The 23,888-nt window shown below is 65.3% G+C and carries 25 protein-coding genes; 8 read left to right on the top strand and 17 right to left on the bottom strand.

The features are described 5' to 3' along the window. Window positions 1-43 precede the first annotated feature (43 nt). Entirely contained in the window at window positions 44-1,453 is a 1,410-nt protein-coding gene (locus H3H39_RS22255; RefSeq protein ID WP_182156566.1) for an alpha/beta hydrolase family protein, read from the bottom strand. Between the two features lie 22 nt (window positions 1,454-1,475). Here H3H39_RS22255 and H3H39_RS22250 point away from each other — a divergent pair, with 22 nt between their 5' ends. Then, window positions 1,476-1,667: a hypothetical protein gene (locus H3H39_RS22250; protein WP_182156565.1), complete on the top strand. Its 192-nt coding sequence runs from the start codon at window positions 1,476-1,478 to the stop codon at window positions 1,665-1,667. 58 nt (window positions 1,668-1,725) lie between these two features. On the opposite strand, the gene H3H39_RS22245 is transcribed toward H3H39_RS22250, so the two are convergent. The 9 genes from H3H39_RS22245 to H3H39_RS22205 form a co-directional block, all read right to left on the bottom strand. Then, window positions 1,726-2,751, bottom strand: a complete 1,026-nt coding sequence (locus H3H39_RS22245; RefSeq protein WP_182156618.1) for an L-threonylcarbamoyladenylate synthase — start codon at window positions 2,749-2,751, stop codon at window positions 1,726-1,728. A gap of 5 nt (window positions 2,752-2,756) precedes the next feature. Continuing rightward, complete coding sequence (locus H3H39_RS22240; protein ID WP_182156564.1) at window positions 2,757-3,947, bottom strand: 5-(carboxyamino)imidazole ribonucleotide synthase; 1,191 nt, start codon at window positions 3,945-3,947, stop codon at window positions 2,757-2,759. After that, a complete protein-coding gene (gene purE, locus H3H39_RS22235; protein WP_182156563.1) occupies window positions 3,947-4,447 on the bottom strand; it encodes a 5-(carboxyamino)imidazole ribonucleotide mutase in 501 nt (166 codons plus the stop codon). The genes H3H39_RS22240 and purE overlap by 1 nt, the downstream gene beginning before the upstream one ends. Window position 4,448: 1 nt before the next feature. Further along, complete coding sequence (locus tag H3H39_RS22230; RefSeq protein ID WP_182156562.1) at window positions 4,449-5,345, bottom strand: phosphoribosylaminoimidazolesuccinocarboxamide synthase; 897 nt, start codon at window positions 5,343-5,345, stop codon at window positions 4,449-4,451. 94 nt (window positions 5,346-5,439) lie between these two features. Then, window positions 5,440-6,504, bottom strand: coding sequence for a class II fructose-bisphosphate aldolase (gene fba, locus H3H39_RS22225; RefSeq protein ID WP_182156561.1), 1,065 nt, complete (start codon window positions 6,502-6,504; stop codon window positions 5,440-5,442). A 99-nt stretch (window positions 6,505-6,603) separates the two neighbouring features. Continuing rightward, the gene (pyk, locus tag H3H39_RS22220; protein ID WP_182156560.1) at window positions 6,604-8,052 is read right to left on the bottom strand and encodes a pyruvate kinase; all 1,449 of its coding nucleotides are present in this window, start codon (window positions 8,050-8,052) and stop codon (window positions 6,604-6,606) included. Between the two features lie 206 nt (window positions 8,053-8,258). After that, window positions 8,259-9,473, bottom strand: coding sequence for a phosphoglycerate kinase (locus H3H39_RS22215; RefSeq protein WP_311196959.1), 1,215 nt, complete (start codon window positions 9,471-9,473; stop codon window positions 8,259-8,261). Window positions 9,474-9,541: 68 nt separating this feature from the next. After that, window positions 9,542-9,874 (bottom strand): branched-chain amino acid transport AzlD family protein, encoded by a 333-nt coding sequence (locus tag H3H39_RS22210; RefSeq protein WP_182156616.1) that lies wholly within the window; start codon window positions 9,872-9,874, stop codon window positions 9,542-9,544. Then, the gene (locus tag H3H39_RS22205; RefSeq protein WP_182156559.1) at window positions 9,874-10,608 is read right to left on the bottom strand and encodes an AzlC family ABC transporter permease; all 735 of its coding nucleotides are present in this window, start codon (window positions 10,606-10,608) and stop codon (window positions 9,874-9,876) included. Before H3H39_RS22205 ends, H3H39_RS22210 begins: the two co-directional genes overlap by 1 nt. Before the next feature lie 293 nt (window positions 10,609-10,901). On the opposite strand from H3H39_RS22205, the gene H3H39_RS22200 reads away from it, so the two are divergent. The 4 genes from H3H39_RS22200 to H3H39_RS22185 are packed head-to-tail and all read left to right on the top strand — an operon-like array spanning window position 10,902 to window position 13,174. Next, window positions 10,902-11,105, top strand: a complete 204-nt coding sequence (locus tag H3H39_RS22200; RefSeq protein ID WP_182156558.1) for a zinc-finger domain-containing protein — start codon at window positions 10,902-10,904, stop codon at window positions 11,103-11,105. Between the two features lie 57 nt (window positions 11,106-11,162). Continuing rightward, window positions 11,163-11,585 carry a YybH family protein gene (locus H3H39_RS22195; RefSeq protein WP_182156557.1) on the top strand — a complete coding sequence of 141 codons (423 nt, stop codon included), beginning with the start codon at window positions 11,163-11,165 and terminating at the stop codon, window positions 11,583-11,585. Window positions 11,586-11,591: 6 nt separating this feature from the next. Then, complete coding sequence (locus tag H3H39_RS22190; RefSeq protein WP_182156556.1) at window positions 11,592-12,560, top strand: YheT family hydrolase; 969 nt, start codon at window positions 11,592-11,594, stop codon at window positions 12,558-12,560. A gap of 8 nt (window positions 12,561-12,568) precedes the next feature. Continuing rightward, window positions 12,569-13,174, top strand: a complete 606-nt coding sequence (locus tag H3H39_RS22185) for a DUF2946 family protein (RefSeq protein WP_182156555.1) — start codon at window positions 12,569-12,571, stop codon at window positions 13,172-13,174. Here the strand turns inward: H3H39_RS22185 and H3H39_RS22180 are convergent. Then, a complete protein-coding gene (locus H3H39_RS22180) occupies window positions 13,144-14,724 on the bottom strand; it encodes a M48 family metallopeptidase (protein ID WP_182156615.1) in 1,581 nt (526 codons plus the stop codon). The two genes, H3H39_RS22185 and H3H39_RS22180, sit on opposite strands and share 31 nt — an antisense overlap. Window positions 14,725-14,894: 170 nt before the next feature. Between H3H39_RS22180 and moaC the strand changes: the two genes are divergently transcribed. Beyond that, window positions 14,895-15,401 carry a cyclic pyranopterin monophosphate synthase MoaC gene (moaC, locus tag H3H39_RS22175; RefSeq protein ID WP_182156554.1) on the top strand — a complete coding sequence of 169 codons (507 nt, stop codon included), beginning with the start codon at window positions 14,895-14,897 and terminating at the stop codon, window positions 15,399-15,401. A gap of 141 nt (window positions 15,402-15,542) precedes the next feature. Here the strand turns inward: moaC and H3H39_RS22170 are convergent, their stop codons facing one another. The 3 genes from H3H39_RS22170 to H3H39_RS22160 are packed head-to-tail and all read right to left on the bottom strand — an operon-like array spanning window position 15,543 to window position 18,664. Beyond that, complete coding sequence (locus tag H3H39_RS22170; protein ID WP_182156553.1) at window positions 15,543-16,997, bottom strand: ATPase domain-containing protein; 1,455 nt, start codon at window positions 16,995-16,997, stop codon at window positions 15,543-15,545. Beyond that, entirely contained in the window at window positions 16,994-17,581 is a 588-nt protein-coding gene (locus H3H39_RS22165) for a hypothetical protein (RefSeq protein ID WP_182156552.1), read from the bottom strand. The genes H3H39_RS22170 and H3H39_RS22165 overlap by 4 nt, the downstream gene beginning before the upstream one ends. A gap of 18 nt (window positions 17,582-17,599) precedes the next feature. Beyond that, window positions 17,600-18,664, bottom strand: coding sequence for a sensor histidine kinase (locus H3H39_RS22160; protein WP_182156551.1), 1,065 nt, complete (start codon window positions 18,662-18,664; stop codon window positions 17,600-17,602). Window positions 18,665-19,044: 380 nt separating this feature from the next. Between H3H39_RS22160 and H3H39_RS22155 the strand changes: the two genes are divergently transcribed. Beyond that, a complete protein-coding gene (locus tag H3H39_RS22155; RefSeq protein WP_182156550.1) occupies window positions 19,045-20,664 on the top strand; it encodes a putative bifunctional diguanylate cyclase/phosphodiesterase in 1,620 nt (539 codons plus the stop codon). A 161-nt stretch (window positions 20,665-20,825) separates the two neighbouring features. Then, window positions 20,826-21,536, top strand: a complete 711-nt coding sequence (locus tag H3H39_RS22150; protein ID WP_182156549.1) for a flagellar brake protein — start codon at window positions 20,826-20,828, stop codon at window positions 21,534-21,536. Window positions 21,537-21,638: 102 nt separating this feature from the next. On the opposite strand, the gene H3H39_RS22145 is transcribed toward H3H39_RS22150, so the two are convergent. The 3 genes from H3H39_RS22145 to sucD form a co-directional block, all read right to left on the bottom strand. Beyond that, on the bottom strand, window positions 21,639-22,103 hold the full coding sequence (locus H3H39_RS22145) for a pilin (RefSeq protein ID WP_182156548.1): 465 nt from the start codon (window positions 22,101-22,103) through the stop codon (window positions 21,639-21,641). 201 nt (window positions 22,104-22,304) lie between these two features. Continuing rightward, on the bottom strand, window positions 22,305-22,901 hold the full coding sequence (locus H3H39_RS22140) for an FHA domain-containing protein (protein ID WP_182156547.1): 597 nt from the start codon (window positions 22,899-22,901) through the stop codon (window positions 22,305-22,307). A gap of 95 nt (window positions 22,902-22,996) precedes the next feature. Then, entirely contained in the window at window positions 22,997-23,878 is an 882-nt protein-coding gene (gene sucD / locus H3H39_RS22135) for a succinate--CoA ligase subunit alpha (protein WP_182156546.1), read from the bottom strand. Window positions 23,879-23,888: the final 10 nt, after the last annotated feature.

The following is a 23,888-nucleotide window of genomic DNA, read 5'->3' as shown; positions in this document are numbered from 1 at the left end:
TATGGTCGGCCGGCAAGCTACTCAGGATAGCAGATAGGAAAAGTTAACGCGCTGACATCCTGAAAAATTCCCGCGCCGCCATCAGGCAGTATTGGGCCACCAGTCGGCCATGGTAATTGTCCAGCACGGCCTTGCGCGGATCATGGTCGTGCGCGATCGCGTCGGCGCGCATGCGCTCGACCGTCTGGGCGAATCCAGCGTGGATGTCCGGATAGGCGTCGGGGCCGGCCGCCTCCAGGTCCAGCAACTGCGGCGCCACACCATGGGCGACGAAATAATCGTAGGCGGCGCTGGCGTTGGCGAACGGCACCACCGGGTCGCGCTGGCCGCCGCACAGCAGCAGCGGACTGCGCGGCTGGTAGTTGCGCAAATCATTCTTTTGCAGCCACTGGCGCAGGCGGTTGGCGCTGTGGCAGGCCAGCGGCTGGGCCAGGTCGGTGCCGCACGGGTGAGCCGCCACATCCTGCAAGTACGCCTTGCGGTAGCTGGTGCGCACCAGGTTGCTGTCGGCGAAATGGGTAGGCGCGGCCTCGCCCTGCGGCGGCGGGTCGCCCGCGAACAGGGCGCCGGCCGGCAGCTTGCCTTGCTTGATCAGGTCATCCATGCGCTGGGTGGCCGGCAGCACCGATTCGATGCCGTCCGCATACGGTTCTTCGTACAGCTCAGCCGGCGAGGTGTACAGCGTGGCGCCGGACTTCTGGCCGGCCGTGGTCAGCAGTGGTAAGTAAGCCGTGATGCCCACGTTGGGGCGGCCGCTGAAGATGTCGTCGGCCATTTGCAGCAAGGCGTAGGGGCCGGACAAGCCGGCCGTGGCCGTCACCCGGAATTCGTCGGGGTAGCGGTCCTGCATGGCGCGCTGGGTGGCCAGGGCCACGAAGCCGCCCTGCGAATAGCCGGTCACAAACAGTTTTTGCGAGGTGCGCGCGCCCAGCCGGGGCAAGGCGGTGCGCGCCGCACGCAGCGCATCGATCATGTCGCCGGCCTGCTGGTCAGCGTTCAGGTAGGGGTGGTACGGTAGCGACGACACGCCATACCCGGCATAGTCGGGCGCCACCACGATGTAGCCCTGGGCCACGAACATGGCGGCCACCACCCGCGCCTCACCGTTCAGGCGAGCCATGCTGAAATTGCGGTCGAGCACGGTGCCGTGGGCGTACAGCAGCACGGGACGGGGCCCCATGCAGCGCTGATCCTCGCCACCGGGCAGCATGAGCACGCCGCCGGCGTCGGTCGCCTCGCCACGGCCGCCGCCGGTCGTGTAGCGCATCTGGTACACGGTGATGCTGCACAGCGGTTCGCCCGCGATGGCCATCAGCGCGCCGCCCTGGGCGCGCTTGAGGACGGCGCCCAGGGTGGCCGGTTCCAGGGTCTCCACGCTGGCGCCGCCGCCGAGTGGAATGGGGACCAGGGTGGGACCGTCGAGCAGCGTCCCGGCAGGCGGCGCGGGCGGCAATGCGGACGCCGCGGACGCCGCTGTGGATGCTGAGGATGCCGAGGATGCCGAGGATGCGGAGGATGCGGAAGACGGCGGGGCCGCCATGCCCGGGCTGTTGTCGGCCGCGCCAGCCAAGCTGGCCGCCAACGCCAGCGCCGCCACAGCGGCACGCGACACGCAAGTGAGCGCGATATGGGAGATGGGCAGATACGTGCACATGGCGGCCTCCTGAATTGGTCAGGCGCGCCGTGGCCGCTCATGTCGAAATCACAAAATCAACGGGCTTGTCATCAAGCGCGCAGGAACCTCTCAACAATACCAGAAGATCCGAATGCTGCGCGCCGCAATCGATCATTTACGCCCAACCAAAGCAACGCATGTGGCGGTGCTTCGACCAGGATCAAATCGGCGCCACTTTGGTCCAACTCACGCAACGCCGCGTACAAGCCATAGGCATAGCCAACGGGCTCATCCGGCAAGCACACGCGGGGGCCGGCCCCGGCCGTGGCCGAATAGACGATCAGGGCCACCTTGCGGCCCATCCCTTCCAGCCGGGCGAGCGTGGCCGGCAACTGCGCCGGCGCCAGCATGGCCACCGGGGTGTGCGGCGCGTAGTGCGATTCCAGCGTGCCGGAGGCGCGCGGCGCGCTCTGGTCCGGCAGGCCCGGCATCTGGCCGATCACGTCGGCGATCTGCTGGGCGCTGATGTGGCCAGGCCGCAGCAGCACCGGGCCATGCGTGGCCAGGCGCGACAGGTCGACGATGGTCGATTCGATGCCCACTGCGCTGGGGCCGCCGTCGAGCACGGCCGCCAGCAACGGCTCGGCGCCGAATTCGTCGCGCACGTGCTGGGCCGTGGTGGGGCTGACGTTGCCGAACTTGTTGGCCGACGGCGCGGCCAGCCCGCCCTTGCCGCCCTTGAAGGCGCGCAGCAGCGCGATCGCCACCGGGTGCGACGGGCAGCGCACGCCCACCGTGTCCTGGCCGCCGGAGACGGCGTCGGGAATGTGGCTGGCGCGCTTGAGGATCAGGGTCAGCGGACCGGGCCAGAACGCGGCCGCCAGCTGGCGCGCCGCTTCCGGCACGTCGCTGGTCCAGTAATCGAGGTCGGCGCCAGGCGCCACGTGCACGATCACCGGGTGGTCCTGGGGCCGGCCCTTGGCGGCGTAAATGGCGGCCACCGCTTGCGGGTTTTCCGCGTCGGCGCCCAGGCCGTACACGGTTTCGGTGGGAAACGCGACCAGCCGGCCCGCCTCCAGCAGCGTGGCGGCCGCGCTAATGGCGGCCGCGTCGGCGGCCACGCCCGAGTCTTGCATCCCGCTCACGGCGCGATGCCCAGGATGGCGCAAGCGGCGTGCAGTTGTTGCTGCGCCTGCTCCAGCGTGGCGCCGATCAGGGTCAAATGGCCCATCTTGCGGCCACGGCGCGGGTCGTCCTTGCCATACAGGTGCAAACAGGCGCCGGGCAGCGCCAGCACGCGGTCCCAGGCCGGTTCGCGCGGCTGGGCGCTATCGCCCTCGAACCACAGGTCGCCCAGGATGTTGAGCATCACGGCCGGCGAATGCTGGCGCACCTCGCCCAGCGGCAGGCCGGCCATGGCCCGCACCTGCTGCTCGAACTGGCTGCTGACGCAGGCGTCGATGGTGTAGTGGCCGCTGTTGTGGGGGCGCGGCGCCATCTCGTTGACCACCAGCGTGCCGTCGTCGAGCACGAAGAACTCAATGCACAGCACGCCGACGTAACCGAGCTCGGCCACCATGGCACGGGCCGCGTCCTGCGCCTTGCGCGCGCAGTCGGCCGACACGTTCGGTCCCGGCACCGTGGTGGTGTACAGGATGCCATCGCGGTGCACGTTCTCGGCGATCGGATACACGACGGACTGGCCGTCGGCGCCACGCGCCGTCAGCACCGACACTTCGTAGGCCAGCGGCAGCATCTTTTCCAGCAGGCAGGTGACCTGGCCCATGGCGTCGAACGCGGCGCGCACGTCCTCACGGGTCTTGACGCGGACCTGGCCCTTGCCGTCGTAACCCATGCGCACGGTTTTCAGGATGCCGGGCAGCAGCGCATCCTCGATCGCGTCCACATCCTCGAACGAGGCGATCACCTTGTGCGGCGCCGGCATCACGCCCGACTTGGGCGCGCACGCGACGAAGAAACGTTTTTCCGCGATGCGGTCCTGGGCCACCGACACGCCCTGCGCGTTGGGCGCCACAAACACTTTTTCGGCCAGGCGCGACAGGCTGTCGGCCGGCACGTTCTCGAACTCGGTGGTGACGGCCTGGCAGCGGGCGGCCAGCGCGTCGAGGCCGGCCGCGTCGGCATAGCCGGCCTGCACCAGATGCTGGGCCACCTGGCCAGCCGGGCAATCGGCCGCCGGTTCCAGCACGGCCACCTGGTAACCCAGGCTGTTGGCGGCCTGGGCGAACATGCGGCCCAACTGGCCGCCGCCCATCACACCCAGCCAATGGCCGGGCGCGGGCAACAGGGGGGAAGAATCGACTGTACTCATTACGCTAACGGCAAGGTCATGGCTAGGGCGGCGGCCGTCTGCTGGACGCGGAACGCTTCCAGTTTGTCAGCCAGCGCGGGGTCGGTGGCGGCCAGGATGGCCACGGCCGTCAGGGCCGCATTGGCGGCGCCCGCCTCGCCGATGGCGAAGGTGGACACCGGCACGCCCTTGGGCATCTGCACGATGGACAGCAGCGAATCCTCGCCGCGCAGATACTTGGACGGCACCGGCACGCCCAGCACCGGCACGATGGTCTTGGCCGCCACCATGCCAGGCAGGTGGGCGGCGCCGCCGGCGCCGGCGATGATGGCGCGCAGGCCGCGCGCGTGCGCCGTCTCGGCGTAGGTGAACATCTGGTCCGGCATGCGGTGCGCGGAAATCACTTGCGCTTCATGCGGCACGCCGAATTGCTTGAGGATGGCCACGGCATGCTGCATCACGTCCCAGTCGGAGGACGAACCCATGATCACGCCCACCAGTGCTTGATTCTGCTCGCTCATATCACACCTTCAACGGCTGGCCGGTCAGGCGCTCGATGGCTTCCAGGTACTTGGCCTGGGTCTTGTTGATCACGTCGGCCGGCAGCGCGGGCGCAGGCGCGGTCTTGTTCCACTCGGTCAGCGTCTCCAGGTAGTCGCGCACGAACTGCTTGTCGAACGATGGTGGCGACATGTCGGGCGCGTAGGAATCGGCCGGCCAGAAGCGCGACGAATCGGCCGTCAGCACTTCGTCCATCAGGTGCAGCACGCCATCCTTGTCCAGGCCGAATTCAAACTTGGTGTCGGCGATGATGATGCCGCGGGTGGCCGCGTACTCGGCGGCGGCCGTGTACAGGGCGATACTGATGCTGCGGATCTTCTCGGCCAGCTCGGCGCCGATGCGGGTTTCCATTTCGGCGAAGCTGATGTTCTCGTCATGCTCGCCCAGGTCGGCCTTGGCGGCCGGGGTGAACAGGGGCTCAGGCAGCTTGTCGGCCTGGCGCAGGCCGGCCGGCAGCTGGATGCCGCAAATGCTGCCCGTGGCCTGGTAATCCTTCCAGCCCGAACCGATGATGTAGCCGCGCACCACGGCTTCCACCATGATGGGCTGCAGGCGCTTGGCCACCACGGCGCGGCCCCGTACCTGCTCCACTTCCGACGGTGCCACCACCGATTCCGGCGCCACGCCAGTCAGGTGGTTGGGCACGATGTGGCCCAGCTTGTCGAACCAGAAGTCGCTCATCTGGTTCAGCACCATGCCTTTGCCGGGGATGGGCTCGTTCATCACGACGTCGAACGCCGACAGGCGGTCGGTGGTGACGATCAGGATCTTGTCATCGCCAACGGCGTAGTTGTCGCGGACTTTGCCGTGGCCCAACAGAGGGAGGGACTGGATGGAGGATTGGTAGAGGCTGTTCATAACGGGCGATATCTTGGTAAGCGGAACCGGCGGCGGGGGGCGCCCGCCACCGGTTGGGAAGGCCGGGCCGTTGCGGCCCGATCCGGATGGGATTTTACTTCACAACCTGGGCCAGGCTGCCGGCGGCGTAGCGCTCGGCCATTTTTTCCAGCGCGATCGGCTTGATCTTGGCGGCCTGGCCTTCGCAGCCGAACGCCAGGAAACGGGCCTTGCAGATCTCCATGGCCGCCTGACGGGCTGGCTTGAGGAAGTCGCGCGGGTCGAACTTGGATGGGTTCTCGAACATGAACTTGCGCACGGCGGCCGTCATGGCCAGGCGGATGTCGGTGTCGATGTTGATCTTGCGCACGCCGTGACGGATGCCTTCCTGGATTTCCTCGACTGGCACGCCGTAGGTTTCCTTCATGTCGCCGCCGAACTGGCGGATGATGGCCAGCAGGTCTTGCGGCACCGACGAGGAACCGTGCATCACCAGGTGGGTGTTGGGGATGCGGGCGTGGATTTCCTTGATGCGGTCGATGGCCAGGATGTCGCCGGTGGGCTGGCGCGAGAACTTGTAGGCGCCGTGCGAGGTGCCGATGGCGATCGCCAGCGCGTCGCACTGGGTGCGGGCCACGAAGTCGGCCGCTTGCGCCACGTCCGTCAGCAGCTGTTCGCGGGTCATGGTGCCGTCGGCGCCGTGGCCGTCTTCCTTGTCGCCCTTCATGGTTTCGAGCGAACCGAGCACGCCCAGTTCCGCTTCCACCGTGACGCCGATGGCGTGCGAGAACTTGACCACTTCGCGCGACACTTCGACGTTGTATTCATAGGAGGCGACCGACTTGCCGTCCGCTTCCAGCGAACCGTCCATCATCACCGAGGTGAAGCCGGAGCGGATCGCGGCCTGGCACACGGCCGGCGACTGGCCGTGGTCCTGGTGCATGACGACGGGGATGTGCGGGTAGGCTTCGACGGCGGCGTCGATCAGGTGGCGCAGGAACGCTTCACCGGCATACTTGCGGGCGCCGGCCGACGCTTGCATGATCACGGGGCTGCCGACGGCGTCGGCGGCGGCCATGATGGCTTGCACTTGTTCCAGGTTGTTGACGTTGAACGCGGGCAGACCGTAGCCGTTTTCAGCGGCGTGGTCCAGCAATTGACGCATGGATACGAGAGACATGGTAAATACTCCAACTATAGAAAAACTGTGTCGGCCACCGAGCCGTCCTGCACGCCGGGCGGATGACCCGGGGCGGCGGCCGGTGGGCCTGAATTTTGGTTAATCAACTGCTCCGACTTTGACGATTTTCAAGGCATTGGTGCCGCCCACCTGGCCCATCGGTTCGCCCCAGGTGACGACCATCAGGTCGCCCTTCTGGACCACGCCGTTGGCCAGCATGACATCTTCAGCCTGCTTGAGCACGACGCCGCTGTCGCCCTTGGGCTCCAGGTGGCAGGCGCGCACATTGCGGTACAGCGCGGCCTTGCGCTGCGTGGTCACGCTGGGCGTGAGCGCGTAGATCGGGGTGTCGATGCTGTGGCGGCTCATCCACAGCGCCGTCGAGCCCGATTCCGTCAACGCCACGATGGCCTTCACCCGCAGGTGGTGGGCCGTAAACAGGGCGCCATAGGCGATCGACTGGTCGATGCGGGTGAAGGTGGCGTCCAGGAAGTCCGCGTCCAGCTTGTTGTATTCGGACTGCTCGGCCTGCTCGCAAATGGCGGCCATCATCTCTACCGTCTCGATCGGGTACTTGCCGGACGCCGTCTCGGCCGAGGCCATCACGGCGTCGGTGCCGTCCAGCACGGCGTTGGCCACGTCCGACACTTCAGCGCGGGTGGGCACGGCGTTGAAGATCATCGATTCCATCATCTGCGTGGCCGTGATGGCCAGCTTGTTGGACTCGCGCGCCATGCGGATCATGCGCTTTTGCAGCGCCGGCACGGCCGCGTTGCCCACTTCCACGGCCAGGTCGCCGCGGGCCACCATGATGCCGTCCGACGCAGTCAGGATTTCCTGCAGCACGGGGATGGCTTCGGCCCGTTCGATCTTGGCGATCATCATGGGCTTGTGGCCGTATGGCTCGCCGGCGATGTTGGCCAGCTGGCGCGCCATTTCCATGTCGGTCGCGCTTTTCGGGAACGAAATGGCCAGGTAGTCGGCCTGGAAGCTCATGGCCGTCTTGATGTCTTCCATGTCCTTGGCCGTCAGGGCCGGCGCCGTCAAGCCGCCACCCTGGCGGTTGATGCCCTTGTTGTTGGACAGCTCGCCGCCGATCTTGACGGTGGTGTGGATCTCGTGGCCGGCGATCCTGTCGACCACCAGCACGATCAGGCCATCGTTCAGCAGCAGCACGTCGCCCGGGTGCAAATCGCGCGGCAGGGCCTTGTAGTCCAGGCCCACCCGTTCCTGGTTGCCCAGTTCGCCGTTCTCGCCCCACCTGGCGTCCAGGATGAACCGGTCGCCGTTGGCCAGCTCGATCTTGTTGTGCTCAAATTTGCCGACCCGGATCTTGGGGCCTTGCATGTCCGCCATGATCGCCACTTCGCGGCCGCATTCGGCCGCCGCGTCGCGCACCAGCCGCGCGCGGTCGATATGGTCCTGCGCCTTGCCGTGGGAAAAATTGAGGCGCACGACATCCACCCCGGCACGGATCATCTTGACCAGGATGTTGAAGTCGGTGGAGGCTGGGCCTATCGTTGCGACGATTTTGGTACCACGGGACATGGGTTTCCTTGAGCGTTAGGTCAGGCGGACGGCCCCGGGCGCGGGCCCGGGGCCGAATCAAAGTACCGGCGCAATGGCGGCGCGGCCGTGGGGCCGCGCCGTGGTACTGCGTGTTGCCGTGTTGCTATGCTGCCGTCTTGCTGGTTTGCTGCTCTTGCTTGTTATTGCTTGTTATTGCTTGTTATTGCTTGCTATCGCGGACTGGCTTACTTGGCCTGACGCTCGACCAGGATCTGCACGGCCGGCAGGGTTTTACCTTCCAGGAATTCCAGGAAAGCGCCGCCGCCGGTGGAGATATAACCAATTTTATCGGTAATGTCGTACTTTGCAATCGCCGCCAGCGTGTCGCCGCCGCCGGCGATGGAGAACGCCTTGGAACCGGCGATGGCCAGCGCCAGCGTCTTGGTGCCTTCGCCGAACTGGTCGAACTCGAACACGCCGACCGGGCCATTCCACACCACGGTGCCAGCCGCGCCGATCTGGGCGGCCAGGGTGGCGGCCGTTTTCGGGCCGATGTCCAGGATCATGTCGTCGTCGGCCACATCGGCCACGTCCTTGATGGTGGCGGCGGCCGTCGGCGAGAATTCCTTGGCGCACACGACATCGACGGGAATCGGCACTTGCGCGCCGCGGGCCGCCATCATGTCGATGATGGCCTTGGCTTCGCCCACCAGTTCCGCTTCCACCAGCGACTTGCCCACGTTCAGGCCGACGGCCTTCATGAAGGTGTTGGCGATGCCGCCGCCGACGATCAGGTTATCGACCTTGTCGGCCAGCGCTTTCAGGATGGACAGCTTGGACGATACTTTCGAGCCAGCCACGATGGCCAGCAGCGGACGGGCCGGCGCGCCCAGGGCCTTGCCCAGCGCGTCCAGCTCGGCGGCCAGCAGCGGGCCGGCGCAAGCGATAGGAGCGAACTTGGCGATGCCGTGGGTGGACGCTTCGGCGCGGTGGGCGGTGCCGAACGCGTCGTTCACGTAGACGTCGCACAGGGCGGCCATCTTCTGGGCCAGCGCGTCGTTGTTCTTTTTCTCGCCTGGATTGACGCGCACGTTTTCCAGCAGTACCACCTGGCCGTCTTGCAGGTTGTCCAGGCCGGCACCGTCGACCCAGTTCTGTTTCAGTTCCACGCCCTGGCCCAGCAGTTCGGCCAGGCGCACGGCGACCGGCGCCAGGCTGTCTTCCGGCTTGAACTCGCCTTCCGTGGGACGGCCCAGGTGGGACGTGACCATGACCTTGGCGCCAGCGTCGAGCGCGGCGCGGATGGCCGGCACGGAGGCGCGGATGCGGGTGTCTTCCGTGATGCGGCCCGCATCATCTTGCGGCACGTTCAGATCGGCACGGATAAAGACACGTTTGCCGCGCAGCGCATCGCGCGCGACGAGGTCTTGCAGGCGGAGAAAGTTCAGAACAGCTTGCATGGCTACCCAAGGAGGAAAGTTGAAAGAAAGACCGCTATTTTACCGCAAGGCCGCGCCCACTTAGCCGTTTATGAAAACACGTGCAGCAAACGCAGGGCCGTGAAACTGCCCATGCCGAACACGATGGTTTGCAACATGTTGCGACGCAGCAAGTAAAACACGATGGCGGCGATGCCGGCCACCAGTTTCAGGTTGGCCGGCTCCAGCTGCAACTGGCCATTATTGAGCAACAGATCGGGGGCGATGATGGCCGCCAGCGCGCAGGCCGGCGCGTAGCGCAGCATGTCCTGCACCCGGCGCGGGATGGTGATGTGGTGGCCGATCAGCCAGAACGAGCTGCGGGTGCAGGCCGTGGCCAAGGCCAGCGCGGCGATCGTGACCCAGATTTCCCAGTCGGCCATCATGACTCCTTTTTCTCAGTCAGTTCTTCCACCAGCATGGCGGCGGCCATGCCCAGCAGCACGGCGGCCAGCAGGCCCAGCTTGTAGGGCAATCCGGCCGCCAGCACCGCCACCACACCCGCCACCAGCACCCCGCACAGGGCCGGGCGGCTAGCCACCAGCGGCACCGTGATGCAGATGATGGCCAGCGTGCCGGCGAAGCCCAGGCCCCATTCGGGCGGCACGGCGCTGCCGAGGAAGATGCCGGCGATGGAGCCCACTTGCCAGGCCGCCCAGTTGGGGTACAGCAAGCCTTTCAGGTAGGACAGCTTGCCCACCTGGGGCGCTTCGCTGGGGTACTTTTGCAGGAACAGGGCCACCGTCATGTCGCCGGCCACGTAGCCCAGCAGGAAGCGCTTGCGCAGCGGCAGATTGGCGAAATGGGGCGCCAGCAGGGCGGAAAAGATCACGAAACGCAGGTTGACCACCAGCGCGGTGGCGAAAATGACCCAGATCGGGGCGTGGGCGGCGATCAGCGGCAGCGAGGCCAACTGGGCCGAACCGGCGAACACCACCAGCGTCATGGCCAGCGCCTGCGGCACCGTCAAGCCGGTCTTGACCATGGCGATGCCCACCACCAGGCCCCAGGCGCCGATCCCGAACAGGGTCGGCATGCCCGTCTTCAAGCCTTCGCGCCAGGACGGCTCGTCATGCTCGGCGACGTAGGGAGTGGCGGCGCGGGTCAAATCAGTCATGTGGTTTTCTCGCCACAACAGCGCCGGATCGGCGCCCACGCGCGCGCGGCGGGCACGGCCGGCGGCGGCGTGACAGGCGGGGCGATGGCGGTCGACAGGTCAGCTTGTGGCGTCATGTGGAGTGCGGCACTGGCGTTGCTTTAACAGAAACACACGCTGGCGGCAGGGGAATAATGAAGGCGCTATTTTACCGATGAATTTTGTCCGTTGCGCGAATCCGTTAAAATCGTGTTTTGTTTGGCGGTTTCCAGCCGGGGACCGTCATGTCCCTTTGCCTCACGGAGAACCCGCAGATGACCCACGCTACCACACCCGCCGCCGCTAACGCAGTCGAGCTCGAAGGCAAGGACTTGCCCGCCCACTGCCCCAATCCGGCCATGCCGCTGTGGTCGTCCCACCCGCGCGTGTTCCTCGATTTCAAGCATGGCGAAGCCAAGTGCCCGTACTGCGGCACGGCGTACCGCCTGAAACCAGGCACCGTCGTTTCGCATCACTGATCGCAGCACCGAGCCCAGCGCCGATCCCGACCATCCGCCCGTCCCGGAGGAGCCCCTATGAAACGTGTCAAACAGCTCAATGGCAGCGCCGCCGAAGTGGAAGCGGCGTTCTACGACGCGCTCAACCGGGCCGATCTCGACGCCCTGATGGCGTTATGGGCGGATGACGAGGAAATCGTCTGCATCCACCCGGGCGGACCGCGCCTGATCGGCCACGCGGCCATCCGCGCCGCCTGGAGCGCGCTGCTGGAACATGGCGGCCTGCACATCCGGCCGTCCCAGCTGCATGAAACCCATAACCTGATGAGCTCGGTTCACACGGTGATCGAGGGCACCACGGCCGCCACCGGCGAGCCGGCCCACTTGCTGGCCACCAACGTCTACGTGAAGACGCCGCGCGGCTGGCGCATCGTGCTGCACCACGTGTCGGTGGCGCCGGGCGCGGTGCCGGCCGAAGCGCCGGGCCTGGTCCTGCACTGAGGCCGCATGCGCTACCCCGCCCCACGGTGGCTGCCCAGCGGCCACCTGCAAACCATTTATCCGGCCATCTGCATCCCTAAACCGGCCGTCGCGTTCCGGCGCGAACGGTGGGAGACGCCCGACGGCGACTTCATCGACGTCGATTTCGTCGATGGCCAGCCGGGCCAGCCGTTCGTGGTGCTGTTCCACGGGCTGGAAGGTTCCTCCGACAGCCACTACGCGCGCGCCCTGATGGCGGCCGTGGCCGCGCGCGGCTGGTCCGGCGCCGTGCCCCATTTCCGCGGCTGCTCCGGTGAACCGAACCGGGCGCCGCGCTTCTACCATTCCGGCGACGCGGCCGAGATCGACTGGATCGTGCGCAAGCTGCACGGGCGCAGCCTCGGCAAGTTCTACGCGGCCGGCGTCTCGCTGGGCGGCAACGCCCTGCTGCGCTGGCTGGGCGAGGCGCAGCACCAGGCCGACTTCGTGGACGCGGCCTGTTCCGTGTCGGCCCCGCTGGACCTGGCCCAGGGCGGCATCGCCCTGTCGCGCGGCTTCAACCTGGTCTACACCCGCATGTTCCTGCAAACGCTCAAGCCCAAGTGCGAGGCCAAGCTCAAGCAGTTCCCCGGCCTGTTCGACCTGGACGCGCTGCGCGCCGCGCGCGACCTGTACGCGTTCGACAACGTGGTGACGGCGCCCCTGCACGGCTACCGCGACACCGACGATTACTGGAACCGGGCCAGCGCCCGGCATGTGCTGGGCGACATCACCGTGCCCACGCTGGTGCTGAACGCGCTCAACGATCCTTTCCTGCCGGGCCAGCATCTGCCGCGCCGGGCCGCCGCCTGCGTGCAATTGGACTATCCTGAACATGGCGGCCATGTGGGCTTCGCCGTGGGCGGCATGCCGGGCCGGCTCGACTGGCTGCCGCAACGACTGCTGCACTTCCTCGAAGGCAGCCCCGCCGAAGTCGCGGCGCACGCTATCAACTGATTGAAAACATGGACGAAATCGTCAAACAAGCGATGGCCAAGTGGCCCAACGTGCCGCACTGCTACGGCTGGCTGGCGCTGGATGCGCGCGGCCAATGGCGCATGCGCGACGAGCGCGCCCAGCACTTGAACCTGCCCGGCGACAAGCTGCACCACGTGGCCCTGATCGGCTTCATCGCCCGCAATTACGGCAGCGACGAACGCGGTTGCTGGTATTTCCAGAACGGCCCGCAGCGGGTCTACCTGAATGTGGAGGCCACGCCCTACATCGTGCGCACCGACCCGGCGCTGGGCTGGCGCTTGCACACGGGCGAAGCGCTGGGGCCGCTCGATGAAGCGCTGATGACGGAACAGGGGGAATTGATCCTGCGCAGCGGCGCCGTGCTGGCCCAGCTCGACGACCGCGACGGCGCCGACGTGCTGTCCCGCCTGGAATGGCCAGACCACACGACCGACGACGACGCGCTGCTGGCCTGGCTGGAGCAGCCCGCCGACGCGGCCGGCACCGTCACCGGGCCCGCCTTGCGCGACCGTGGCCAGCTGCTGCCTGTGCAGCGTGTGGCGCGCGCGGCGCTGGCGCAGCGCTACGGCTTCGTACCCGTGCCTATGCCCTGACGGACCGCGGCCTTCGATTCCTTCTTGCCCTTCTCGCCCAGCTCCTCGCGCCGGCGCGCCTGCAGCTCGCGTTCGCGCGCATCGATCACGGCCTGTTCGTAGAACGAGGCGTCGGGCGCCTTGCGGGCGATACCCAACTGGTCCAGCGCCGACAGCACCCCGCCCTGCAACACATACGATTCGGCCAGCGCCATGTGCTGCAAGGCCAGCTTGCCCTGCTTCGCGTAGGTGCTGGCCAGCAAATCGTACAAGGCCGGCTCTTCGCGGTAGAGCTGGACCTGATCGCGCAGGTAGACGGCGGCCGGCTCCAGCTTGCCCGCCGCGATCATGGCTTGCGCGTACTGGCGCGCGATGCCGCGCGACAGCGGGAACTGCTGGTGCGCCGCGTCCGCCTCGGCCAGCGCTTGGGCGATCACGGCCGGGTTCTTGTCCTGCGCCAGCTTGATTTCCAGCGCCGTGCTGACAAAGATAACGTTCGGCGCCGTCGACGGCAGCGCGCCATACACACCGGCCGGCGGCGCTTTGCGCATGGCGCCGCGGGCCTCGTCCAGCAGGCGCTGGGCCGTGGCCGTATCCCCGCGCTTGAGGGCGACGAAGGCCAGGCCATACTTGGCCGCCGCCACCTGCTGGCGGTTCTCCTGCTGGAGCTGGGTGTCGAAGTAGTCGGTGGCGGCGGCCAGCCCTTGGGCCGACTCGTCCTGCAGCACGCGGGCGCGGGCCCGCACCAGCTGGAAGTCCAGGCTGTCGAGCCGCTGCTTGTAGGGCTGCTCGCGGATACGGGCCTGGATATCGGCGATGCGCTCGCTGGTGAGCGGGTGGGTTTGCAGGTAGGCCGGCGTCACGTCGCTGTAGTTGCGGGTGGCCGCCTGCAGGCGCTGGAAGAACGCCACCATGCCGCTGGTGTCGAAACCGGCCGCGCCCATGATCTGGAAGCCGATGCGGTCCGCCTCGCGCTCGGCGTCGCGGCTGAAATTGAGTTGACGCTGGATGGCCAGCCCCTGTCCGCCCATGAACACGCCGATGGCCGCGTCGCCACCGGCCTTGGACGCCAGCGCGGCCAGAATGATGGCGGCCAGCGGGATCAGCGCATCCTGGCGCTGCTGGCCCAGCGAGCGGGCGATGTGGCGCTGCACGACGTGGCCGATCTCGTGGCTCAGCACGGAGGCCAGTTCCGCCTCGCTCTGGGCCGCCAGCAGCAGGGCCGAGTGGACGGCGATGAAACCGCCCGGCAGCGCGAACGCGTTCAACTGGGGATCGCGCACGGCGAAGAAGTAATAGTCGAAGCTCGCTTCGCCGCGCGCGCCGGGACGCGCTTCCACCAGCGCATTGCCGAAACTGTTCAGGTATTCGAGGATGGGCGCGTCGTCCAGGAAATCGTGGTCGCGCCGGATATCGCGCATGATTTCCTCACCCAGTTTGCGCTCCATCAGCGGCGACAAGTCTTCCCGCTCGGTGTCGCCCAGATTGGGCAGGTTGGGGATTTTCGCCGGTGGCAAAGCCGTTTGCGCCATGCTCAAGGGCAGCACACACAACAGCGCGACGGCCAGCATGCGCAAGCGCGGCGCGCGGCGCGCCCGACGGTCCTGGGATGGGGGGGAGATTCGATCTGCGTTCACGGTGCTATCATACCCGCACTTGGCGTGCGCACGCAGCGGGCCAACCACCAATTCACCCTATCCGGGCCGCGCCGCGCGTGGCCACCAAACCAAGCATCCTATCCATGACGACCAGCAAAACTACGCCGCCCGCCGACGGGCTGACCCACTTCGACGCCACCGGCCAGGCCCACATGGTCGACGTGGGCGACAAGCAGGAAACCCACCGCATCGCCGTGGCCAGCGGCCACATCCGCATGAAGCCGGAGACGCTGGCCATCATCGTGTCGGGCAGCGCCAAGAAGGGCGACGTGCTGGGCATTGCCCGCATCGCCGCCATCATGGGCGCCAAGCGCACCAGCGACCTGGTGCCCCTGTGCCACCCGCTGGCCCTGACCCGGGTGGCGGTGGATTTCGAGACGGACGAGGCCACGTCGACCGTGCACTGCCGGGCCCAGGTGGAAACCTTCGGCAAGACGGGCGTGGAAATGGAGGCGCTGACGGCCGTGCAGGTCGGCCTGCTGACCGTGTACGACATGTGCAAAGCCGTCGACCGGGGCATGGTGATGGGCGAGATCCGCGTGATGGAAAAGCACGGCGGCAAGTCGGGCGACTGGAGCGTAACGAGCTAAGTCACTGATTTTCAATAAATTATTGCCAACGCGACCAAGCAGTCCGTCGCCCTCGTTCCCGGCGCGAGGTTCGACGTCAACGGCCTGGCCCCGCCAGGCGATGGGCTGTTGTGGGGAGGCGCGCAGTTGCGCCGTTCCCGTTCAGCTCCGCGTTGCTTGCTTCCCCACTTCCGGCTGGCCCGACAGTATTCCCTGGTAATCGCTGAGTGTCGCGCCGATGGTGATCTGGTCGGCGCCGATGTCGAAGAAGCGGATATCCTTGCTGTGGTCGCTGCCGCGTACCTTGACCACCGCCATGACACGCTTGAGTTGCCCCGCCAGTTCCACATAGCGGTGCATGACGATGGCGTCGGCCAGGAAGGCGTTGCCGTAAGTGCTGAAACGCAGCGCCGAATACTGGTCTTCCAGCTCGGCCGTCATCAGCACGGTGACGCCCATGCCCGTCAGCACAGCCACCAGCCGGTACAGCGATTCACGGAAGTCTTCGCGGAACACCGAGGCCAGCGTCAACTCGAAACCGGCCAGCGAATCGATCACCACGCGGGTGGCCTTGGTGCGCTCGATCAGGCAGACCAGGTCGTTCAGGATTTCGTCGAGCGACAGATCAAGCGTGCGGGTGTTGATCACGCCCACCATGCCGCTGGCGACCAGCGCGCTGAGCTGGCGGCTCAACAACTGGTTCGGGCTTTTCTCGAAGGCGGCGATCACGCCCCGTTCGCCTAGGCGTGCGCCTTCGGCCAGGAACTGGGTCGCCATCACGGTCTTGCCGGAGCCGGACGGCCCCACCACCAGCATCGAATAGCCGGCCGGCAGGCCGCCGCCCATCATCTCGTCCAGCGCCGGCACGCCGGTCGACAGGCGGGCTTCGCCGACGATGCTGATGTCCGCGCCGGCCTTGACCACGGCGCGCGAGAAGATCTCGATGCCGCTGTCGCCGATGCGAAAGGTATGCACGCCCAGGCTCTGGGCCTGGCCGCGCATCTTCACCACCTGGATCTTGCGCACCATGGCGTCGCGGTGCACCTGCTGGGACAGCCACATGATGCCGTCGGCCACGGTAAACACGGGGCTGGACTCGGCCTCCGGCGCCAGGTACTCGCCGATCAGGAAGGTGGTGGCCAGCCAGCTGGTCATCTGCATGCCCAGCTGCTGCACGAAGTGTTGCAGGCCGTCGGCCCGGCCATCGGTCGCGCCCGACTGCACCACGGAACGGAACGAATCGACGAACACCAGGCTGGGACTGAAGGCTTGCACTTCCGCCATGATGCGCGCCAGCACCCGGTCAAAGTCGCCGTCCAGCAGCTCGCTGGCCAGGTTGACGAACTTGATCGACTGGTTGATCTTGGCGGCATCAAAGAACGGGAACTGCTGCTGGTAGCGCAGCATCTTCAGGGGCGGTTCGCCCAGCACGGTAAAGAACAGCGCACGGCGCTCGGGGCTGGCCAGCGAGAACATGATCTGGTGTGCCATCGTCGTCTTGCCGCTGCCTGGCGTTCCCGCCAGCAGGTTGAACGAGTACTCCGGAATGCCGCCGCCCAGCAAGGCGTCCAGGCCAGGTACGCCGGTGGGCAGACGTCGTATGTCGACTTTTTTCATGCTTGAGACTCCGATACAGCGGGGTTTACCGTGTCATCCCCCCAAGCCGCACGCAGGATGCTGGACGTGACGAGTTCGCCGATGAGTAAGGTTAAGGTGTCGATGAAAGTGCACAGCAGTGCACTGCTGGCCTCTCCTGCGGCGGGCATGGATTGTTGCTGCAAGCGGTGCTGCAGCTGCGAGAAGGTCACATGCTCCTCGGCGGGATCGATCCCGGCCAGCCAAGGATAGGTCGCGCTGACCTGGTGCAGGCTGCGGGCGTACAGCGCATCGAAACCGCGCTCGCCGATGATGGCGGTGAGATGCTCGGCCAGCCCGCGCCACAGCACTGCGCTGGTCTCGGGCACGCGCGCAGGATCGCGCGACACCGCGATCCGGATCATCCTGTGCCAACGCTTTTCGATCAAGGCCATCATCCCGTTATGTTCGTCGATACCGCGCTTCGCATGCCGCTCGCGTTCGCCCGTTACCGCACCTGACGACGACGCACCGCCGGCATGGCGGTGCGCGCTGGCGCTACCGGCCAACTGTGCGCTATGGATGAGATAATATTTTGTCAAACCGCTGCCGCAGCGTACGCGCAATTAAATCTCCGGTCAAGCTCATGCATTTTGCACGAGCTGCATCGGCCGCAATCCCTTCGCATGGTGGGGCGGCCAATATACCTCCCCTCCCAAGGCGGCCGGTGACGGGGCCAGCGGCAGGTAGACACTGAATACGCTGCCCTTGCCGCTGCCCTCGCTGTACACCCTGACCGAGCCGCCATGCAACTCGGCGATCCGGCGCACCAGCGACAGTCCGATGCCCAGGCCGCCGACGGCCCGATGCAGCGGACGCGGACCCTGCGTAAATAAATCGAAGATCAGTGGCTGGAGCTCGGGCGCGATGCCGGCGCCGTCATCGCTGACGGTGACGATGGCATTGTTGCCTTCGGCCCTGACGCGGATGGCGATGTGGCCGTATTGCGGCGTGAATTTACTGGCGTTGAGCAGCAGATTGGACAGCGCCTGGGTCAGCCGTTCCAGATCGCCCTCCACGTACAACGGTTCCGCAGGCCCATCGAGCTGCAATCGCTGGCCGCGCTCGGTCAACAGGGACTGGCCGATCTCGACCGCCCCCTGGACCGCGTCCATCAGCGGCACGCGGCAGCGGGTGATGGTGATCTTGTCCATGCTGGCGCGCGATGCATCCATTAAGTCGTCCACCAGCCGCACCAGCAGCGCCACCTGGCGTTCGATGATGTCATGCAGGACGGTCAGGTCGGGATGGCGCGTGGCGATGTCGCCGATCAGGTGATTGGCCATGATGATCGGATGCAAGGGATTGCGCAACTCATGCGCCAGCATGGCGAAGAATTCCATCTGCTGCCGGTTCACCGCTTCGGCCGCCTGCTGCAGGTCGCGCGCACCGAAGATCGCCAGTACCAGTTGCTCGTTGGCCGCCTGCAACTGGGGCACCAGTTTGAGGTAGGCTTCATGGCGCGCCTTCAGGGCGTCATATCGTTCCGTCAGCTGCAGCAGATCGCTGATCGTGCGGCGCAGCTGGCGCACCTCCAGTTGGCGGAACGTCTGCCACCCAGCCGGCTCCGCGGCGGAACGGACCGTCGCGTCGGGCGCTACCGCCGCAGTGGGCGCGGGTGCCGGCCCATCGCGTGTCTCTTTATGCATGATATCTCACTGACCTCACGGCCAATCCATGAATCTCTACGCACCTCAACGATTGGTCTACCATCGCGCACGACAGCGCGGGTGCTGTATGCAGAGTTGATACTCACTTCACCTTACCTGAAATTGTTATCCATGTAAGCGTATAAATTTAAATAGCATTTAGAGCATTCGTTCATGAAAGCTATCGAGCCCCCCCTCATCTATGGGGCACCAGTAGTCGGTCTGGCTTTCCTGAAAATCCGCGCAGTCCTCTTTGCGCTCGGCGCGCTGCGATGCCACCTTGGCTAGCCGCAATGTGCGATGACGCACGGTGACGACCACGCGAGCGTGGCATTGTGCAAGATAGCGTTAGACAGTCGTCAGGCGAGAGGAGTGGGTTCATGCGCGCAAAGCGTACGATCAGCGGCATGCAACATGAGCAGCGGCGCCTGGCGGCCAAACTGCGCCACGCGGCCTTGACGCGGCAAGATAGCGCCCTGCCCAGCGCGCGCGAACAAGTGTTGTTGGCGCGCGAGCAATTGGTGCAGGCGCGCGAGTTGGCAGCTAACGTGAGCGAGCGCGGCGGAGGGTGGCGGCGCCGGATGCGCGGTGTCGCCGCCAGCCACATCACCATGCTGCGCCAAGCCAACTCCCACCTGGTAGTGGCATCGATGGCTGCCGTCATGCTGGCGGAACAGGTCCAGCAAGCCAAGCTTGAGCTGGACCATCTGGCCAACCACGACGTGCTGACCAAACTACCCAATCGCGCGTTGTTGGGTGACCGGCTGGCGCAGGCGATCGAGTTGGCGCGTCGCCGGGATGGCCAACTGGCTGTCATGTTCATCGACCTGGACCGTTTCAAGCACATTAACGATTCCCTGGGTCATGCCGTGGGCGACCTGTTGCTGCAAGAAGTGGCCCGTTGCCTGGCGCACTGCGTACGCAGCTCGGACACGGTCAGCCGCCAGGGTGGCGATGAATTCATACTGCTGTTGCCGGAAATCGAGCACGCCGAGGATGCCGCCGCCATCGCGCAGAAAATCCTGCAGGCCATGCTGCTGCCGCACCGGATCGAGCGTCATGCATTGCATATTGGTCTGAGCATGGGCATCAGCCTGTACCCGGCCGACGGCCAGGACGCCGACACGCTGCTGCGCAACGCGGACCTTGCCATGTATCACGCCAAGCAGACGGGGCGCAATAACTGCACCTTCTACGAACCGGCCATGAACGCGCGCGCCAAACTGCGCCTGTCAACCGAGGCGGGGCTGCGACTGGCGCTGGTGCGGAAGGAATTCGTGCTGCATTACCAGCCCAAGATCGCCCTCGCCAGCGGCAAGCTGGTGGGGGTGGAAGCGCTGGTGCGCTGGCAGCATCCGCAGCTTGGCCTGCTGTTGCCCAATCATTTTGTCGCCGTCGCGGAGGAGTGCGGCATGATCGTGCCTTTGGGGCGCTGGGTACTTCGCCAGGCCTGCGAGCAGGCGCAGGCCTGGCGGCGCCAGGGCTTGCCGCCGCTGTTAATGGCCGTCAACACGTCGCCCCTGGAATTTCGCAGCGCCGGTTTCCTTGCCTACCTGCGCCAGACGCTGGCCGAGACGGGGTTGTGGCCCGCCTGTCTCGAGCTGGAACTGACGGAAAACATGCTGATGCACGATGGCACGTCGAGCGACAATCTGCTGCAGGAGATCGCCCGGCTGGGCGTGAAGCTGGCCATCGACGACTTCGGTACCGGCTATTCCAGTCTGAGCTATCTCACCCGGTTTCCCATTCATACGCTCAAGATCGACCAGTCCTTCGTCAGCCAGATGAGTAGCAGCGCGGATGATGCCACCATCGTCAGCGCGGTGATCAACATGGGCAAGAGCCTGCACAAGCAAGTGATCGCGGAAGGAGTGGAAACGCAGCAGCAGCACGACTTCCTGACGGCGCAGGGCTGCGACGAAGGACAGGGCCATTTCTTCAGCCGGGCGCTGGATGCAGCCGCGTTCACCCGCCTGTTCGGCCCGGCGGCTGGAGCGTGAGCAGCTGGCGCCGCCCCGCCCCTCTTGTTGTTGGAGCAAGTTGTCCGGTATATAATCAAAAAAATAAGCAATAACAACCGACAATATTTCCTGTCGGCGGACAATAAGTACCGGCGGCGGACAGGGGACGGGACATCCATGCAGGCAAAGAGGGCGCAAGAATGAGCAGCACGGCACCGCCGAGCGAAGCCAGGACGCAGGAATACGAATTCGAGCAGATGAATTTGCAGGTCGGTGGCAGGATACAGTTCATCACCCACCGTACCATCAAGCCGATCCAGCATTTCTCCACGCTGATCGGCTGGGTCAAGGACGAGTACATGATCGTCAAGATCCCGATGGAGAACGGCGCGCCCATCGCCCTCAACGATGGCGACAAGCTGACCATCCGCGTGTTTTCCGGCGTGAACGTGTGCTCGTTCGCCTGCACCGTGCAGCGCGTGTTCCTGCGGCCGCTGTACTACGCCCACCTGTCGTTCCCCTCCACCATCCAGGGCACCAGCTTACGTACGGCGATGCGGGTCAAGGTCGATATTCCGGCCCAGGTCACCACGCCGGACGGCCACACTTCCGTGTTCCTCGTCAACCTGAGCGTGTCGGGCGCGCTGATCGAATCGACCAAGCCGCTGCCCGAGGATTTGCCGACCGTGGGCCTGTCGTTCTACCTGATCGCCCAGCCCGGCAACCGCCAGGTGCGCATCGATCCCAACGCCACCATCCGCAACATCAACGTGGTCAAGCCGGCCGTGGCCGGCAAGGAAGAAGTGTTCACCTACGGCGTGCAGTTCGTCGACCTCGATCCCGTGCACTACACCATGCTGCAAAACCTCACTTACGAAGCGCTGATCGCGGACCGCCAGAAGATCGTGTGACGCCGGCGGTCGCGGCGCCCGTCGCGCGCCCGGCTTTGAATGCAAAAAACCGGTGCAGCCTCGCGGCTGCACCGGTTTTTTTCTATCCTTCAGCTGAGGTTATCAGACCTTAGGAATGAACTTGGCTGGCACCGAGCTCGCTGCGTCAACCGTGGTTACGCAAGCCGCGCCGGCGGTGCAGGTGATCAGGTAGACGACGGTCTTGGTGTCGATGGTCGCATCGTTGGTGTTTTGCATCGTCACGGTCACGGTGCCGGTGGTGGCGCTGGTACCGACGGCGTCCACTTGCTTCACGTATTTGCTGGTGATGGTGGTGTTGGCCGGCAGGTTCAGGGTGGCGTTGGTGCTGGTGGCGGCCAGGCTGCCTTCGTTAAACGCCTGGGCGATGGCCAGACGGGCTGGCGCCGAGATGGAGGCCGCTTCGCTGACCTTGGCCTTCATCGTGTAGTCGCTGTAGGCAGGAATAGCAACGGCGGCCAGGATACCGATAATTGCCACCACGATCATCAGTTCGATCAGGGTGAAGCCGGCTTGTGCTTGTTTCTTGATCATTTTCATCGATTTCATTTTGCTACTCCCGAGTGAGGTAAAAAGTTTGGTGCCACGCTTCAGTATGAGCAAAGGCCGTGCCAACCCTTTTTCGGGCCTTTTTGCGTCGAAAACAGGGATTAAGCGCCAATTATTGTCCAAGGGAGTGACTATTTTTGTCAGTTCGCTTGCCGAAATCTGTCATCCGGGCCAAAAACGGCGCTGGGCTGACAAATTTTGTCAGCTGACAGGGTTGGTCAGGCGGAACGTCATCTGGGTGCCGCTCAGGTCGATCACGTCGCCATGCCTGAGCCGCAGCGGTTGCTGGCCCACGGCCGCGCCATTGACCAGCGGCGGCTGCGCCCCTTCCGCGTGGGCGATGGTATAGCCATCCGTACCGCGATTGATCACCACCACCTGTACACCGGGGCGGCCCAGCGTGGTGAGCGGCTTGGTCAGGGCCATCTGCTTGCCCGCGTTGTTGCCATTGATGACTTCGATCTGGCCCAGCGGCGGTTCGGCTGCCGCCGCGGCAGCCAGCGGGCGCACGCCATCGGCGATGAACTCGACCTGGAACTTGGCGATCTTGATCATGTCCAGGTGCTGCAGGAAATGCTTGCCGATGCGGTGGCCGTTGACGAAGGTACCGTTAGTGCTTTGCAAATCTTCCAGGAAGGAGTCATCCAGGATGGTGACGATCACCGCATGCTCGCCGCTCACGGAGGGATGGGACAGCACGATATCGTTATGCCGGTGACGGCCTATCGTCATGCGCTCCTTGCTGAGCTGCACTTGCTGTTCCACCACGCCTTCGCGCGAGATGATAATTTTCGCCAATCTTAGTCTCCGGCCAATACGGTTGCTGTGCGACAGGCACAAAAAAAACGGGGAGCACCAGGCTCCCCGTCATTATTCACCAACTCATTGCCAAATTACAGCATGGCCTTCAGCAGGCGTGCCATTTCGGATGGGTTCTTGGTGACTTTGATGCCGCACGCTTCCATGATTTCCAGCTTGGCTTGCGCGGTGTCGGCGCCGCCCGAGATCAGCGCGCCGGCGTGGCCCATGCGCTTGCCTGGAGGAGCCGTCACGCCGGCGATGAAGCCGACCACTGGTTTCTTCATGTTGTCCTTGATCCAGTAAGCCGCGTTGGCTTCGTCTGGACCGCCGATTTCGCCGATCATGATGACGGCGTCGGTGTCAGGATCGTCGTTGAACATCTTCATCACGTCGATGTGCTTCAGACCGTTGATCGGGTCGCCACCGATACCGACGGCGCTCGACTGGCCCAGACCCAGGGCGGTCAGCTGGCCCACGGCTTCATAGGTCAGGGTGCCCGAACGGGACACGACGCCGATGCGGCCTTTCTTGTGGATGTGGCCAGGCATGATGCCGATCTTGATTTCGTCAGGCGTGATCAGGCCAGGGCAGTTAGGACCCAGCAGCAGGGTCTTGGAGCCGGCTTTGGCCATGCGGTCCTTCAGGGCCATCATGTCACGGACAGGAATGCCTTCGGTGATGCAGATGGCCAGGTCCATTTCCGCTTCCACGGCTTCCCAGATGGCGGCAGCGGCACCGGCTGGCGGCACGTAGATCACCGACACGTTGGCGCCGGTTTCTTTTTTCGCTTCCGTGACATTGGCGAAAATTGGGATGCCTTCGAAGTCTTCGCCGGCTTTCTTCGGGTTCACGCCAGCGACGAAGCAGTTCTTGCCGTTCGCGTAGTCGCGGCAGCCGCGGGTGTGGAACTGGCCGGTCTTGCCGGTGATGCCTTGGGTTACAACTTTGGTGTCTTTATTGATCAGGATGGACATGTTGATTCCT

The sequence above is a fragment of the Rugamonas apoptosis genome, assembly GCF_014042355.1.
Lineage (GTDB): Bacteria > Pseudomonadota > Gammaproteobacteria > Burkholderiales > Burkholderiaceae_D > Rugamonas > Rugamonas apoptosis.
This window is presented reverse-complemented; position numbering and strand designations above follow the sequence as displayed.

What these genes read in the sequence shown, in the direction of transcription:
- H3H39_RS22185 (WP_182156555.1), top strand. Translation starts at nt 12,569, where the DNA reads ATGGACGAAATCGTCAAACAAGCGATGGCCAAGTGGCCCAACGTGCCG.
- H3H39_RS22205 (WP_182156559.1), bottom strand. Translation starts at nt 10,608, where the DNA reads ATGACTGATTTGACCCGCGCCGCCACTCCCTACGTCGCCGAGCATGAC.
- fba (WP_182156561.1), bottom strand. Translation starts at nt 6,504, where the DNA reads ATGTCTCTCGTATCCATGCGTCAATTGCTGGACCACGCCGCTGAAAAC.
- H3H39_RS22190 (WP_182156556.1), top strand. Translation starts at nt 11,592, where the DNA reads ATGCGCTACCCCGCCCCACGGTGGCTGCCCAGCGGCCACCTGCAAACC.
- sucD (WP_182156546.1), bottom strand. Translation starts at nt 23,878, where the DNA reads ATGTCCATCCTGATCAATAAAGACACCAAAGTTGTAACCCAAGGCATC.
- H3H39_RS22180 (WP_182156615.1), bottom strand. Translation starts at nt 14,724, where the DNA reads ATGCTGGCCGTCGCGCTGTTGTGTGTGCTGCCCTTGAGCATGGCGCAA.
- H3H39_RS22150 (WP_182156549.1), top strand. Translation starts at nt 20,826, where the DNA reads ATGAGCAGCACGGCACCGCCGAGCGAAGCCAGGACGCAGGAATACGAA.
- H3H39_RS22145 (WP_182156548.1), bottom strand. Translation starts at nt 22,103, where the DNA reads ATGAAATCGATGAAAATGATCAAGAAACAAGCACAAGCCGGCTTCACC.
- H3H39_RS22170 (WP_182156553.1), bottom strand. Translation starts at nt 16,997, where the DNA reads ATGAAAAAAGTCGACATACGACGTCTGCCCACCGGCGTACCTGGCCTG.
- H3H39_RS22230 (WP_182156562.1), bottom strand. Translation starts at nt 5,345, where the DNA reads ATGAACAGCCTCTACCAATCCTCCATCCAGTCCCTCCCTCTGTTGGGC.
- H3H39_RS22240 (WP_182156564.1), bottom strand. Translation starts at nt 3,947, where the DNA reads ATGAGTACAGTCGATTCTTCCCCCCTGTTGCCCGCGCCCGGCCATTGG.
- H3H39_RS22215 (WP_311196959.1), bottom strand. Translation starts at nt 9,473, where the DNA reads ATGCAAGCTGTTCTGAACTTTCTCCGCCTGCAAGACCTCGTCGCGCGC.
- H3H39_RS22155 (WP_182156550.1), top strand. Translation starts at nt 19,045, where the DNA reads ATGCGCGCAAAGCGTACGATCAGCGGCATGCAACATGAGCAGCGGCGC.
- H3H39_RS22195 (WP_182156557.1), top strand. Translation starts at nt 11,163, where the DNA reads ATGAAACGTGTCAAACAGCTCAATGGCAGCGCCGCCGAAGTGGAAGCG.
- pyk (WP_182156560.1), bottom strand. Translation starts at nt 8,052, where the DNA reads ATGTCCCGTGGTACCAAAATCGTCGCAACGATAGGCCCAGCCTCCACC.
- purE (WP_182156563.1), bottom strand. Translation starts at nt 4,447, where the DNA reads ATGAGCGAGCAGAATCAAGCACTGGTGGGCGTGATCATGGGTTCGTCC.
- H3H39_RS22200 (WP_182156558.1), top strand. Translation starts at nt 10,902, where the DNA reads ATGACCCACGCTACCACACCCGCCGCCGCTAACGCAGTCGAGCTCGAA.
- moaC (WP_182156554.1), top strand. Translation starts at nt 14,895, where the DNA reads ATGACGACCAGCAAAACTACGCCGCCCGCCGACGGGCTGACCCACTTC.
- H3H39_RS22160 (WP_182156551.1), bottom strand. Translation starts at nt 18,664, where the DNA reads ATGCATAAAGAGACACGCGATGGGCCGGCACCCGCGCCCACTGCGGCG.
- H3H39_RS22210 (WP_182156616.1), bottom strand. Translation starts at nt 9,874, where the DNA reads ATGGCCGACTGGGAAATCTGGGTCACGATCGCCGCGCTGGCCTTGGCC.
- H3H39_RS22245 (WP_182156618.1), bottom strand. Translation starts at nt 2,751, where the DNA reads ATGCAAGACTCGGGCGTGGCCGCCGACGCGGCCGCCATTAGCGCGGCC.